General features: G+C 70.6%; 18 protein-coding genes and 1 pseudogene. 14 read left to right on the top strand and 5 right to left on the bottom strand.

The annotated features are described in order from the left end of the window. Nucleotides 1-10 precede the first annotated feature (10 nt). Both ACIOEW_RS28205 and ACIOEW_RS28200 read left to right on the top strand, forming a co-directional pair. Entirely contained in the window at nucleotides 11-910 is a 900-nt protein-coding gene (locus ACIOEW_RS28205) for a Gfo/Idh/MocA family oxidoreductase (RefSeq protein WP_362547716.1), read from the top strand. Between the two features lie 95 nt (nucleotides 911-1,005). Next, complete coding sequence (locus ACIOEW_RS28200; protein WP_401966922.1) at nucleotides 1,006-1,362, top strand: hypothetical protein; 357 nt, start codon at nucleotides 1,006-1,008, stop codon at nucleotides 1,360-1,362. 87 nt (nucleotides 1,363-1,449) lie between these two features. Here ACIOEW_RS28200 and lnt read toward each other — a convergent pair whose 3' ends face one another. The 3 genes from lnt to ACIOEW_RS28185 all read right to left on the bottom strand — a co-directional run bounded on the left by lnt (nucleotide 1,450) and on the right by ACIOEW_RS28185 (nucleotide 4,687). Next, the gene (gene lnt, locus ACIOEW_RS28195) at nucleotides 1,450-3,102 is read right to left on the bottom strand and encodes an apolipoprotein N-acyltransferase (RefSeq protein ID WP_401966921.1); all 1,653 of its coding nucleotides are present in this window, start codon (nucleotides 3,100-3,102) and stop codon (nucleotides 1,450-1,452) included. A 97-nt stretch (nucleotides 3,103-3,199) separates the two neighbouring features. Next, a complete protein-coding gene (locus ACIOEW_RS28190) occupies nucleotides 3,200-3,697 on the bottom strand; it encodes a nuclear transport factor 2 family protein (RefSeq protein WP_401966919.1) in 498 nt (165 codons plus the stop codon). Between the two features lie 123 nt (nucleotides 3,698-3,820). Continuing rightward, nucleotides 3,821-4,687 carry a universal stress protein gene (locus ACIOEW_RS28185; protein ID WP_401966916.1) on the bottom strand — a complete coding sequence of 289 codons (867 nt, stop codon included), beginning with the start codon at nucleotides 4,685-4,687 and terminating at the stop codon, nucleotides 3,821-3,823. Between the two features lie 220 nt (nucleotides 4,688-4,907). Between ACIOEW_RS28185 and ACIOEW_RS28180 the strand changes: the two genes are divergently transcribed. The 3 genes from ACIOEW_RS28180 to ACIOEW_RS28170 all read left to right on the top strand — a co-directional run bounded on the left by ACIOEW_RS28180 (nucleotide 4,908) and on the right by ACIOEW_RS28170 (nucleotide 6,320). Further along, nucleotides 4,908-5,294 carry a hypothetical protein gene (locus ACIOEW_RS28180; RefSeq protein WP_362547731.1) on the top strand — a complete coding sequence of 129 codons (387 nt, stop codon included), beginning with the start codon at nucleotides 4,908-4,910 and terminating at the stop codon, nucleotides 5,292-5,294. A gap of 34 nt (nucleotides 5,295-5,328) precedes the next feature. Continuing rightward, nucleotides 5,329-5,949, top strand: coding sequence for a flavin reductase family protein (locus tag ACIOEW_RS28175; RefSeq protein WP_362547734.1), 621 nt, complete (start codon nucleotides 5,329-5,331; stop codon nucleotides 5,947-5,949). Between the two features lie 212 nt (nucleotides 5,950-6,161). After that, nucleotides 6,162-6,320: a hypothetical protein gene (locus ACIOEW_RS28170; RefSeq protein ID WP_362547737.1), complete on the top strand. Its 159-nt coding sequence runs from the start codon at nucleotides 6,162-6,164 to the stop codon at nucleotides 6,318-6,320. 257 nt (nucleotides 6,321-6,577) lie between these two features. Here ACIOEW_RS28170 and ACIOEW_RS28165 read toward each other — a convergent pair whose 3' ends face one another. Next, nucleotides 6,578-6,802: a hypothetical protein gene (locus ACIOEW_RS28165; RefSeq protein WP_326734886.1), complete on the bottom strand. Its 225-nt coding sequence runs from the start codon at nucleotides 6,800-6,802 to the stop codon at nucleotides 6,578-6,580. A gap of 421 nt (nucleotides 6,803-7,223) precedes the next feature. Between ACIOEW_RS28165 and ACIOEW_RS28160 the strand changes: the two genes are divergently transcribed. Further along, nucleotides 7,224-7,565: an immunity 53 family protein gene (locus tag ACIOEW_RS28160; RefSeq protein ID WP_362547740.1), complete on the top strand. Its 342-nt coding sequence runs from the start codon at nucleotides 7,224-7,226 to the stop codon at nucleotides 7,563-7,565. Between the two features lie 55 nt (nucleotides 7,566-7,620). Here ACIOEW_RS28160 and ACIOEW_RS28155 read toward each other — a convergent pair. After that, nucleotides 7,621-7,752, bottom strand: a pseudogene (locus ACIOEW_RS28155) (undecaprenyl-diphosphatase); the annotation flags it as partial. Nucleotides 7,753-7,769: 17 nt separating this feature from the next. On the opposite strand from ACIOEW_RS28155, the gene ACIOEW_RS28150 reads away from it, so the two are divergent. The 8 genes from ACIOEW_RS28150 (at nucleotide 7,770) to ACIOEW_RS28115 (ending at nucleotide 11,643) form a co-directional block, all read left to right on the top strand. Beyond that, nucleotides 7,770-8,267, top strand: a complete 498-nt coding sequence (locus tag ACIOEW_RS28150) for a hypothetical protein (protein WP_401966913.1) — start codon at nucleotides 7,770-7,772, stop codon at nucleotides 8,265-8,267. Nucleotides 8,268-8,300: 33 nt separating this feature from the next. Next, nucleotides 8,301-8,645: a hypothetical protein gene (locus ACIOEW_RS28145; protein WP_401966911.1), complete on the top strand. Its 345-nt coding sequence runs from the start codon at nucleotides 8,301-8,303 to the stop codon at nucleotides 8,643-8,645. Between the two features lie 199 nt (nucleotides 8,646-8,844). Next, a complete protein-coding gene (locus ACIOEW_RS28140; RefSeq protein ID WP_401966909.1) occupies nucleotides 8,845-9,327 on the top strand; it encodes a hypothetical protein in 483 nt (160 codons plus the stop codon). Nucleotides 9,328-9,334: 7 nt separating this feature from the next. Next, nucleotides 9,335-9,808 carry a hypothetical protein gene (locus ACIOEW_RS28135; protein WP_401966907.1) on the top strand — a complete coding sequence of 158 codons (474 nt, stop codon included), beginning with the start codon at nucleotides 9,335-9,337 and terminating at the stop codon, nucleotides 9,806-9,808. Beyond that, entirely contained in the window at nucleotides 9,790-10,035 is a 246-nt protein-coding gene (locus ACIOEW_RS28130; RefSeq protein ID WP_401966905.1) for a peptidoglycan-binding domain-containing protein, read from the top strand. Before ACIOEW_RS28135 ends, ACIOEW_RS28130 begins: the two co-directional genes overlap by 19 nt. A gap of 14 nt (nucleotides 10,036-10,049) precedes the next feature. Then, nucleotides 10,050-10,298, top strand: coding sequence for a holin (locus ACIOEW_RS28125; protein WP_401966902.1), 249 nt, complete (start codon nucleotides 10,050-10,052; stop codon nucleotides 10,296-10,298). 2 nt (nucleotides 10,299-10,300) lie between these two features. Then, nucleotides 10,301-10,681: a hypothetical protein gene (locus ACIOEW_RS28120; RefSeq protein ID WP_401966901.1), complete on the top strand. Its 381-nt coding sequence runs from the start codon at nucleotides 10,301-10,303 to the stop codon at nucleotides 10,679-10,681. Nucleotides 10,682-11,286: 605 nt separating this feature from the next. Then, complete coding sequence (locus ACIOEW_RS28115; RefSeq protein WP_401966898.1) at nucleotides 11,287-11,643, top strand: hypothetical protein; 357 nt, start codon at nucleotides 11,287-11,289, stop codon at nucleotides 11,641-11,643. The last annotated feature ends 4 nt before the right edge of the window (nucleotides 11,644-11,647 follow it).

Genomic DNA, 11,647 nt, shown 5'->3' with positions numbered 1-11,647 from the left:
AGGAGACCCTGTGAAGGTCGGCTGTATCGGGCTCGGCGACATCGCGCAGAAGGCGTACCTGCCGGTACTCACCACCCTGCCGGGGGTCGAACTGCATCTGCAGACCCGCACCCCCGCCACCCTGGCCTCGGTCGCCGCCGCCCACCGCATCCCGGCCGGGCAGTGCCACACCGATCTCGAATCGCTGCTCGCCCAGGGCCTGGACGCGGCCTTCGTGCACGCCCCGACGGCCGTGCACCCGGAGATCACCCGCCGACTGCTCGAAGCGGGCGTCCCCACCTACGTCGACAAGCCGCTGGCCTACGAACTCGCCGAGTCCGAGCGCCTGGTGGAGCTCGCCGAGGCGCGCGGCGTCACCCTGGCGGTCGGCTTCAACCGACGGGTGGCGCCCGGCTACGCGCAGTGCGTCGAGCACCCCCGTGAGCTGATCCTCATGCAGAAGAACCGCGTAGGGCTGCCCGAGAAGCCGCGGACCATGGTTCTCGACGACTTCATCCACGTGGTCGACACGCTGCGCTTCCTGGTGCCCGGGCCCGTCGAGCACACCGTCGTCCGGGCCAGGATCCGTGACGGCCTGATGCATCACGTCGTGCTCCAGCTGGCCGGGGACGGCTTCACCGCCATCGGGGCGATGAACCGGCTCAGCGGCTCGACCGAGGAACGGCTGGAGGTCTCGGGCCAGGACTCCAAGCGGGAAGTGCTCAACCTTGCCGAGGTGATCGACCACAAGGGCCAGCCGAGCCTGCGACGGCGTGGCGACTGGGTGCCGGTGGCCCGTCAGCGCGGCATCGAACAGAGCGTCCTGTCGTTCCTGGACGCAGTCCGGGCCGGCAAGCTGCTGAGCGCCCGGGACGCCCTGGAGACGCACGAGCTGTGCGAGCGCGTCCTGCGGGACCTCGACTGCGCGTAGCGCCCGCCGCCGCTGCTGCCGACGGCTCCGGATGCGTGCGGAGCGGCCCCGATGCAGGCTGGGTGGATGGACCGCCCGCCCGTGGAGGTGACCTGGTGAAGCACCACCGCGAGTCATCGGGCTGGGGAGCGCTCCAGCCCCCTCCCGGCTACTACAGGGCGGACGGCCGTCCGCCCGACGCCACGCAGCGTGCCCTGATCCTGGACTGGGCGGTGAACCAGCGGATCGCGAGCGGCTGGCGCGTGGAGTCCCGCTCAGGGACCCAGGTCGTCATGGTCCGGGGCCAGCGGCCGAACCATGTGCTGCACGCCGTCCTGACGGCCTTCACCTGCTTCCTCTGGGGCGCGGTGTGGCTGGTTCTCGGCGTGACCAACAAGGTCGAACGGGTGGCGCTCACCGTCGACGCCATGGGTGACATCGTCACGGTGAACGGACCGGGTGGCGCTGTCTGAGATCCGGGCCCGCTTCCCGGACCGGGCGCCACTGCCTGAGATCCGTGCTGACTTGGCGGGCCGGGCTCCGTCGCGTGAGAGCCGGGTTCACTGCGGCGCGGACTCTGCAGGGGTCTCCTCGGTACTGCGGGCGGAGCCCAGCGCCCCCGAGCCGTCGGCCGGAACCACTGTGGCGACCGCCCCCACCGGCTCCCCCCGGTCACGCCTGCGCGCGGACCGTACGCCTTCGAAGGCGCAGAAGGCGGCCAGCACAGCCAGCGCGCCGTACAGCGGCCAGTCGCCCAGCCGCACGTACAGCGTCGTGCCCCTGGCCAGCGGCACGCTGTACACCGCCGTCCCGCTCGTGTCCGTACCGAGCGGAGCCCCGACGGGCTGTCCCTGCGGGCCGTACACCGCGCTGACGCCCGTCAGCGTGGCGTGCACCATCGGCCGGCCGTTCTCGGCGGCCCGCAGCGCGCCCAGCGAGGCGTGCTGGCCGGGCGCCCAGCCGTGCTGGAAGGAGGACGTGGACGACTGGGCGATCAGGAGCCGGGCGCCGTCACGGGTCAGCCGCCGGCTCATGTCGGGGAACGCGGATTCGAAGCAGACAAGCGGACCGATGCGCAGGCCGTGCGCGCCGGGCAGCGTCATGGTCACAGGACCCGTGCCGCGCAGGCGGTCCTCGCCCGCCGCCTTGCCCATCGAGGTGGCCCAGCCGAGCGCCGAGCGGGCCGGGACGTACTCACCGAAGGGGACCAGACGCATCTTGTCGTAGCGGTCCCCGGTCAGCCCCTGCGGACCCACCAGCACGGCGCTCTTGAAGATCCCGGTCCGGCCCGACGCGTCCGTCTGTCTGGCATCCACGTTCACCAGCACATCCGCGCCCACCAGCCGCGACAGCGCGGCGATCCGGGCGGCGACATCGGGCCGCCGGGCCGGATCGACGCCGACGCTGCTCTCACCCCACACGACCAGGTCGAGGTCCTGGCCCGCCAGCGAGCGCGTCAGCTCCTCGCTGCGCGCGAAGCGGCGCTGCACGCTGCCGGGCCCCTCGACGACACCTGGCTGCACGACGGCGATCCGGGCCGTCCCGGTCTGCTCGGGCCGAGGCGCCCACACCCACACCGATCCCACGGCGACGGCGGCCGCCACGAGCGTGACGACGGCCCCCACACGGGCGGCAGGTACCGTGAGCAGCAGGGCGAGCGCCGTGTTCACCGCGACCACCAGCAGGCTCACCAGCCAGACCCCGCCCACCGACGCCAGGCGGAGCGCCGGCGGCACCTGCCACTGGCTCGCACCGAGGAGCCCCCAGGGGCCGCCGAGCCCCTCCCAGGAGCGGACCGTCTCGATCATCAGCCAGCCGCACGGAACCACGACCACGGCCGCCACGACCCCGCTGCCGGAGGCGTGCCCGCGCAGGAGCCGGTTGACCAGCAGCCCCCACGGGGCCCACAGCAGACCGAGCAGGGCCGCCAGCACCACGATGAACACATGCAGGCTCGGCATCAGCCAGTGGTGCACCGCGAGCATGTAGCCCGTTCCGCCGAGCCATCCGTCGACGGCCGCCCTGCGTCCCGTGCCGGCGGACCGGATCAGCATCAGCAACGGGACCAGGGCGACGTACGCGAACCACCACAGTCCCGGCGCGGGGAACGCGAGCGCGGGCAGCGCACCGGCCAGGAGGGCGGCACCTCCGCGTCCCAGGGCCGAGCCGAGTATCCGTTCGCTCCGCTCGCGCCCCACGGCCCCGCTCGGCATGCGCGCCTCCTCGTCCTGCCGGTGGGCAGGCATCATCCGGAATCCGTTCCACCTGTTGTTCCCCCAGTGTGGGGCAGCGGAAGCGAGTCGGGGCGGATCACTTGGCGGTGAGGGAGTCCGACAGGCTCCGCCACTTCTCGTGGACCGTCACTCCCTGGATCCGCCAGCCGTCGTCGGTACGGAGCAGTTCGAAGGCGTACCGCCCGCCGGAGACGAAGTTCGGTGCGGTCGGACGGTCAGCGGAGCCTTCCTCCCCGTCCGGTCCGCTCACGAGCCGCATCGGGTTCATGTAGTCGGCCTGCACCCGGGCCCGGTCGCCCGGATAGCCGCCGAGGTCCTGAAGGTCCAGGCGGCGGTTGACGATCAGGTGCTGCCGTACGGGAAAGAGCAGCATGGCCTCGGAGAGCCACTCCGCCACCTCGGCGGCGGCACCCTCGATGCCGCCCGCGGTGCGGTAGTCGGCGCGTCCGTCCGCGGTGAACAGCGCCCGGTAGTCCGGCCACGCACCGTCGTCCACCGCCACCGCGTAGCCGGTGATCACTGCATCGATGGAGAGCCGGTCCATCACGGTCGAGAGATCCACGCGCTGCGTCATCGGGTCAGTGTGGGCCCACGGGCGTCCGGGGCCAAGTGCCGTGCACCCGCGACGGGCTGCGAACGGCGGAAACCGGCCGGACGGCCGCCGCCGAAGGCCCGGCGGAGGCACCCGCCAGGCAGCTCAGCAAGGCACCACGGCCACCGGCCCGAGCGCGTGCGTGAGCGTCGTCTGTGCCACCGGTGAGAGACCGAGCCCGAGGGCCTCACCGCCCTTGCGCCGGCCGATCACCGTCAGTGCAGCGGTCGCCGACGCGGTGACCAGGGTGCGCGACGCGGAGCCGTTGACCGGCTCCTTCATGACCTCGACCTGCGGATACTTCTCGCGCCGGCCCGCCGTCAGCTCGGCGAGCGACCGCTCGGCCGCGCCGGCCGCCGCGTCCCGGTCGAAGACGGGACCGCCGGAGAGCATCGACGAGAACATGGTCCAGCCGTGCACGATCCGCAGCCGTGCCCCGGGGCGGGACGCCGCCGTCTCGAAGGCGAACTCCAGCACCGCCTCACTGCTCTCGTCGGCGGCCACCCCGGCGACGACGTCCCGGAAGATCTCCTGGGCGCCCTCGCCCGGCTCCCCGTCCGGCTGCCCGCTGTGGATGACGACCACGGGGCACTTGGCCATCGAGGCGGTCGCCAGGCTGTTGGAGCCCAGCATCAGGGAGCGGAATCCGCCCAGTCCGCGTGAGCCGACCACCACCAGCGACGCGTCACGGCTGAGCGCGACCAGTGCGGCAGAAGGGAAGTCGAGCGGTGCCAGTGTCGTGGGGCTCAGCCCGGGAACGGTCTCGTTCACGCGACGCACGGACTGTGCGAGGAGTTCCTCCGCCTCGCGCTGCTGCGCCTCCTGGCCGGTACGCCGGGTCAGGAGGCGGACGTGCACGATCATCAGGGGCAGCCCCCGCCCGGCCGCCTCACGGGCCGCCCAGTCCAGCGCGTCGTAGCTGTGCGTGGACCCGTCGACCGCGGCGATCACGGGAAGCTCGGTACTGGTCATGCATGCCTCCTGAATGCGGTGGTGCGTGCCCCGGGCAGGTACGTACGCGTGGCGCGCGGCAACGCCCCCGGCGCCGGTCGGGCCCTGCCTCGTACGCTACGGCCGGTCGGCGCCCGCTGCAGGAGAGGCACGTCGGAAGCCGTCGCCCGGGGCCCGGCACGACGGACGACCGGCGTCCGTTGTCCTCGTCGGCCGGTGCGCCTGCACCTATGCTCGCGGGATGGAGCAGAGCGAAGTCGTGAAGCGTGTGATCGGCATCCTCACCGAAGCGGGCGAGATGCGTCGCCTCTTGGAGGAGAACCCGGGCGGTGACGACCCCAGCACCGATTCGACCGTGGTGACCGCGCTTCTCAACGAGACGATGCCACGGATCGCGATCCCCGAGGACGCCACGATCGAGGACGTGGTGGCCCTGGTCGGCCGGGAGGTCGGCGGCGCGGTGGAGCAACTCGTCGGTGCGTTCACCCTGGCGTTCGCGATGCTGGCGCAGGTGCACGACTCCGGACAGACGGACGTGTCGTCCGCCGACGTGCTCCAGGACCTGGCCCTGCGGGCCGAGCAGTTCGGTTCCGAGGGACCGGGAGGCCCGGGGGACACGGAGGCGTAGGAGGGCGGGAGGGCCGGACGCCATACTCGGCGTCATGCGCATCGACTTCGACCCCGGGGCCACCGACACCGGCACGTTCTACCGACTGCTCACCGCCGTGGTCGTCCCCCGGCCCATCGCGTGGGTCTCCACCGTCACCCCGGACGGCGAGACGGCCAATCTGGCCCCCCACTCCTTCTTCACGATCGCCTGTGTCAGCCCGCCCGTCGTGCAGTTCACCTCGGTGGGGCGCAAGGACACGCTGCTCAACATCGAGGCGACGGGCTCCTTCGTGGTGAACTTCGCCCCGGAGTCCCTGTTCGAGAAGATCAACGCAACTGCGACCGACTTCCCGCGCGGCATCAGCGAGTTCGAGGCCGTGGGCGTCGAGCAGGAACCCAGCCTGCGGGTGAGGCCGCCCCGCGTGGCGGGCTCGCCCGTCGCGCTGGAATGCGAGCTGCACAGCACGGTCCTGCTCGGCGACTCCACCGTCGTGTTCGGCCGCGTGGTGCACGCCGCGGTCGACGAGGACGTCATGACGGACGGCCACCCCGAAGTCACCGCGCTGCGCCCGCTGACCCGGCTCGGCAAGGACGAGTGGGGCACCTTCGGCGGCGTACGGGAGATCGCGCGCGTCCCGTACACCCGGTGGCAGGAGGACCGGCCGGCCCGCTGACGCGGCTGTGCAGGCGAATTGACGAGCGGACCGGGCGACGGTGGCGACCGCCGGAGCCGGGACAGCGGATACTCTCAGCATGCCTCGTCGGATACCGGTGCCCTGGTGGGTGTGGGACCGGGACGGTGCCACACCCCGTCGCCGCCGCGGTCCGAGGACCGGGTGGCGCCTCGGGGCCCTCAGAAGCAACTGCGAAATCACCAGGAGACCCGATGGCTGAAACCCCGCCCCGCCAGGTTCAGCGGCGCTCGGACGAGAACGCGGCGGGCTCGGCGTCCGAGGCCCCGGGCCGTGTCGAGGCCGTGCCGACACCGCGCTACCAGGGGCTGTTCGTCGAACCCGATCTTCCGCCTTTCGTCGAGACCGAGTGACACCACCCGCGTCGAGGCCCGCGCTGCCCCCGTACCCGCTCCGGCGGGGACGGGGGCAGCGCGGCGTCAGGCGTGCGCGCCACGGTCTGCGGCGGTACCCGGGCGGCCGGGAGACCCCGCAGTCGAGGCGGAACTCTTGCTGCTGAGGCGCAACGTGCTCGCCCGGCGGGACCGTACCGAAGCGTGCGCCGGGGCCGGACGGGCATCAAGAGGCGACCGGGCTGTCTGCCCGGAGGTGGTTGTCGTTCGGTTGCCGTTCAGGCCGCTGCGAAGTCGTGGGCGGCAGCCCCTTGCCACTCGACGAGGGACGGGGTGTCGAGGGCCCGTGCCGGGTCCGCCATGCCGGCGTCGGCGAGGAACACGATGACATCGTGGTCGCTGTGCGCGAGCCCGAGCCTCTCCTCGCGGCCGGCGAGGTGCACGGTGACGAGCCGTGCGCCGGACGGTGTGGGCCGGTGGATCACAATCGGGGGAGTAGCCATACATCCAGCGTGGCCCCATGTGTACGTGCCCGCATCCGGTTCGGATGTGGCGTGGTGCGAGGGCGGGGGAAACGGCCGGGACGCGACTGAGTACGGCTCCGGCCCGATAAGCCTTGGCAGCCGGCGGGCTGGCCTGCGAGGCAGCAGCGTCGCCCTGGTGCGAGTTCATAGGAGGCGGGTCGTCCGGAACGCCGTAGGGCAGACCGGCGGCGATGACGCCGACAGCAGTTGAGCCGGGCCGGCCGGGTGGCCATCAGCTCGCGCAGGCGCCGGCGGTAGCTGATCCGGTCCGCCGACCTGCTTACTCGTACCGGTTGCGCCACCGCTTCTCTCGTGCAGGACGGATTCTCTCGTGTTCTCTCGTGCAGGACGGACCGCTCGTGCCCGACTCCGGCGCGAAACCCGCTTAGCATCTCCTGCCATGAGCGATTCGGAGCCACTGCTCGACTGGCTGCAGAACTGGTACACGCGGCAGTGCGACGGCGACTGGGAGCACGAGCGGGGCGTGAAGATCGCCACGCTCGACAACCCCGGCTGGATCATCGAGATCGACGTGGAGGGGACGGACCTGGAAGGACGCGAGTACGCCCCCCAGGAAGTCCACCGCAGCACGCAGGACTGGATTCACGCCCGGGTCTCCTCGAGGGCCTTTCACGCCGCGTGCGGTCCCGCAAACCTCACTGAGGCCCTCGCCCTGTTCCGGACCTGGGCGACGACAACCGCCTCCCGAGCCGGTACAGAGCCGGAGACACCAGGCCGGTGAACTCTCCTGGGCACGGAGGAGCGCCCGCTGGACAGTGCTGGGCGCGGTCCCTCGGTCAGCCGGCGGATTCGCCCGCATGCGGGCTCAGCGATCCGGCACCGACCAGGATGAACAGCACGATGCCCAGAATGATCCGGTAGACCACGAACGGCATGAAGCTCTTGGTCGTGATGAACTTCATGAACCACTCTGTCGGGCGAGGTCATGAGCGGCTATGACCTGCTGTTTCCACCAGCCCTGAATATCAAATGGGAGACGAGCGGGAGACGGGATGACAAGATTCCCTCCCGCGCGGGCCATGAACTTGAGCCATCGCCTTTGCAGCGCGTTTGCGATTTGCTGTTCCATTGGCAGTGTCACGTGAGAGAACAGCCCTTCGACCCCTGCGACTTCGTGGCCCATCCGAGTTTCAACGGCGATCCGGCTGTGGCCGTCCTCGTCCAACCATTCCTTGCCGCCGTGCCGGAGGAGGTACAGCCGTTTGCCGGCGTACGAGGTCGCTGGCACCTTCGGGAGGGGGCGTCGGGAAGTGACCACCTGGGGTTGGCACAGACGAACCCGACCGAACTGTTCGCTGGCCGATCTCCCATCGGCGACTGGGCGCCAGTAGTGGTAGCTGAAGTTGGCGTTGGCCAGCAGGCCGCCGCTGATTGCAGGGAAGAAGTACTCGTGATCGTGCGTGTCGAGGAGTGCTGCGTGTAGCTCTGCCAGGAACTGCGGGAGTACGAGATTGCGGTGGGAGTCGTACTTCGGCGCTTCCCCGTCACCGTCCGCGCGGGCCGGGTCCGGCACGGTGACCGGGACGTCACCCGGCGCATCACCAGCGCGGGCAAGGAGGCTGCGGCCGTCTCCCGCGCTCTCGGCGTGCCGGTCGTCGCCATCGTCGCCATCGAGGGCGCCCGACTCCTCGGCCCTCACGGGCGACCGGCCACCGAACTGGCCCTCGGCCCCGTCCGCATCGTGCCGGCGTACCGCTTGCCCGCAGTCCTCCAGGCACAGGCGCACGTTCCCGGACAGCGGCGCGCGGCCGCCCTGGTGGCCACCGCCGAACGGGTCCGGCCGCACTACATGGGACGCTGACGCGCCCCATGCTTCAGCAGCCTCGGTTCCCGCGACCAGCCCGGTGCCGGCTACTCGGGATGCACGCCGGTCGACGGTCGAAGCGCGGTGAGCCCGCCAGCGTGCGCCCCGGTGAGCACGGGCGCACCCTGGACCTATGAGCAGCACGGCGGAAGCGGGCACGGCCCCAAAATCGGCGTAATGGGCAGAGGTGACCGTGGTGCCCCGAGACATCAAAGTCCTGGAAAAGGCTGTCGAAGACGGAATCCGGTACATGGAAGCTCAAGCAGACAACCTCGTCGAAATTCGCGGCCGTTCGATGCAGTTGCTGCAAGTCATTCTTGTGGCGGAATCAATCGCATTTAGCGTTGTGCTAGCCCGTGGCGTTACGGTCTCCGCTTGGGCGGTCGGGATGCTGCTCGGAGCCCTCGCGGCCACGCTTTGGGTCGCCGCGTACATCTCCCACCCGATCCCTGACTGGGAGATTCCCGGCGAGATGGACAGGGGCATCGCGGCGTACCGAGATCGGGTTGGTCACGAGGCTCACCTGGTGAATCTGGTCACAGCAATGGAACGGGGAAGCGAGCACAACAAGAATTGCCTCGCATGGCGCTTCAGGGCCTTCGAGTGGCTCCTCTACGCCTTGGTCGCCCTGTTCGTCGCTGCGGTCATTACGTTCTTTGTGACACGGACTGGCTCCTGAATCGGGCTTGCTGACCTCCGCCCCGAAGCCCGCACCACCGCGTCAGCGGACCGGTGCGGGCCCCTCCCGCATCCCCTGGACCCAACACCCGGCAGGAGGTTGCAGGTCTGGCCACGGGGACCTGCCCGTCCTGGCCGTATCGTTCTGCGCCCTCTCCGCCGACCAGGGGAAACAGACCACGACCCAGGCCACCTACCTGCGCACCGAGACGATCCCGCTCGCCCAGCTCCAGCCGTTCCCCGGCAATGCGAAGCGCGGCGACGTCGGGACGATCCTCACCAGCCTCTGCCACAACGGCCAATACCGCTCCCTCGTCGTCCGCGAGGTCGAGCCCGACAGGTACGTCACCCTCACCGGGAACCACACCACCCAGGCCATCGCAGCCCACGGCCCCGGCGACTGCGGAATGACCGTCAAGACCGGCGGTGAGGAACGCCCCTGCGGGATCTGCGGAACCCGGGCATGCCCGGGACCCCCGTGACGTACGCGGCGACGGCCACCGTGGAGGCCGCCCTCGTGGATGAAGGGCTGCTCACCAAGGGGTGCAGGGACGGCCACTACGGCACCACCACCGTCACCGCGATGAGCCAGTGGCAGGAGCGGTGCGGCTTCCGCGGCCGTGCGCCCGGTCAGCCGGCGGACGGCATCCCTGGCCGAACCACCCTGACGCGCCTCGGCGCCAAGCACGGTTTCACCGTCACCCACTGAGAAGGACTCACCTCATGGCCACGTACGCCCCTGTGGAGCGCAAGGTCAGCCTGGCTACGGCCGCGGCCTACCTCACATCAACCGGACTCCTCGGCATCCTCGCGGCCGTCGAGGACAACGCGCGTCTGCTGTCCTGGATGCCCGACGCAGTCAGCCCGCTCGTTCTGTCCCTGGTCCCTGGGCTCGTCACATTCGTAGCGGGATGGCAGGCCAAGCACACCCCGCGCGCGGAGACCCCGGAGACGGCGGGGGCTGGTGGGTGAGCGTGGACGCAACGGGGATCCCGGCCGTGGACGCGGTGCTGGTGTGGGGCGGGGCGGTGTCAGTGCTTACCGCCGTGGTGACTGTGCTGTGGCGGATCACGCGCGGCGTCGTTCACTTCGGTAAGCGGGTCGAGGAGTTCATGGACGACTGGTCCGGCGAGGAGGCGCGCCCCGGGGTGGCGGGCCGGGCCGGAGTCATGGAGCGGCTGGGCGGGTTCGAGGAGCGGCTGACCCGTGTGGAACACGAGCTGCACCCCAACTCCGGCGGGTCGTTGCGGGACGCGGTCGACCTCGCGAACGAACGGCTTGCGCTGCTGTGCACGGACCCTGACGAGGGAGCTCCGCCCTCGGTGGATCCACCGGATACCCCCATCGTCGCCTAGCCGGTGGGCGTGCGGGGCTTGCCCTGCCTTCGAGGAGGTGAGCCCCGCTATCGCCGGACGGGTGGATCAGGCGCCCCCGGGCTTCGGGGTGTTCAGCGAGTCGTGAGCCACGCCGTGAACGCCGACCCGGCACATGTCCCCAGGGCGGCCAAGAGCCGTGAGGGGATGCGCTGAAAGGTCATACGGAATCCGCCGATGCGGATGTCTAGTGCGGGGCTGGTCTGGCCGGTTTCCATGGATGGGTCCTCCATCACGCTCTCTGGGGGTGCCGCGAGGTGTGGTGGACCGTAGCGCTGGAGGTGGGGTGCGCGTCCACCTCATGCCATTGGTAGACCCTAGATCCTGGATCGTCGGGGCCAGTTCTGTCCGGATCTCACAGTCACCGTCGTGTTCGAGCCTGATCCTGCTTACTGGTCGTATCCATCCGTGGGGAAAGCGACTGGTTCCCCATGCCGGGGTCGGGTGGGGACTGCGCGCAGGTGAGGGGTGTCCTGGAGTGTCCGCATCGGGCGGTTGCGGAATTCCGATGCCGGCGTCCCCTCCGGCGTGGACCGCGTCGCGAGGGCGGGTGCTTCGGATGTGGGAGGTCGCTCTACTATCCCGGCATGAGTGACAGACCCGTACGCACCACCGTGATAGCCGCGATCTTTGGCGGCGTTGTTGGCTCGGCCCTCACCATCGGGGCTGCATTCGTCCTGATGCCGCCGGAAGGCCCTCGTGGCCCGGCTGGTCCCAGCGGTTCGGCTGGGTCCGCGGGGCCTCCCGGTACGGCGGCTGTTCAGTCCCTCACCGAGGCCGACGTGCGGGCGCTCACGCCCGATCTCTCAGGCGCCTACGTCATCGAGGGTCCGCTGGGATGTCCTCGCGGCACACTGCCGAGCCGCGAGGTGAAGATCCCCGGCGACGGCTTCGCCATCGGCGAGACCCTGACGCTGTGCTACTTCGGCCCCGGAAGCCGATAGCCGG

The organism is Streptomyces sp. NPDC087901 (assembly GCF_044742205.1).
Classification (GTDB): Bacteria; Actinomycetota; Actinomycetes; order Streptomycetales; family Streptomycetaceae; genus Streptomyces.
This window is presented reverse-complemented; position numbering and strand designations above follow the sequence as displayed.

Excerpts from the sequence above, each read along its gene's own strand:
- lnt (WP_401966921.1), bottom strand. The coding sequence starts at position 3,102 with ATGCCGAGCGGGGCCGTGGGGCGCGAGCGGAGCGAACGGATACTCGGC.
- ACIOEW_RS28190 (WP_401966919.1), bottom strand. The coding sequence starts at position 3,697 with ATGACGCAGCGCGTGGATCTCTCGACCGTGATGGACCGGCTCTCCATC.
- ACIOEW_RS28185 (WP_401966916.1), bottom strand. The coding sequence starts at position 4,687 with ATGACCAGTACCGAGCTTCCCGTGATCGCCGCGGTCGACGGGTCCACG.
- ACIOEW_RS28180 (WP_362547731.1), top strand. The coding sequence starts at position 4,908 with ATGGAGCAGAGCGAAGTCGTGAAGCGTGTGATCGGCATCCTCACCGAA.
- ACIOEW_RS28175 (WP_362547734.1), top strand. The coding sequence starts at position 5,329 with ATGCGCATCGACTTCGACCCCGGGGCCACCGACACCGGCACGTTCTAC.
- ACIOEW_RS28170 (WP_362547737.1), top strand. The coding sequence starts at position 6,162 with ATGGCTGAAACCCCGCCCCGCCAGGTTCAGCGGCGCTCGGACGAGAAC.
- ACIOEW_RS28165 (WP_326734886.1), bottom strand. The coding sequence starts at position 6,802 with ATGGCTACTCCCCCGATTGTGATCCACCGGCCCACACCGTCCGGCGCA.
- ACIOEW_RS28160 (WP_362547740.1), top strand. The coding sequence starts at position 7,224 with ATGAGCGATTCGGAGCCACTGCTCGACTGGCTGCAGAACTGGTACACG.
- ACIOEW_RS28150 (WP_401966913.1), top strand. The coding sequence starts at position 7,770 with ATGAGCGGCTATGACCTGCTGTTTCCACCAGCCCTGAATATCAAATGG.
- ACIOEW_RS28130 (WP_401966905.1), top strand. The coding sequence starts at position 9,790 with ATGCCCGGGACCCCCGTGACGTACGCGGCGACGGCCACCGTGGAGGCC.
- ACIOEW_RS28125 (WP_401966902.1), top strand. The coding sequence starts at position 10,050 with ATGGCCACGTACGCCCCTGTGGAGCGCAAGGTCAGCCTGGCTACGGCC.
- ACIOEW_RS28115 (WP_401966898.1), top strand. The coding sequence starts at position 11,287 with ATGAGTGACAGACCCGTACGCACCACCGTGATAGCCGCGATCTTTGGC.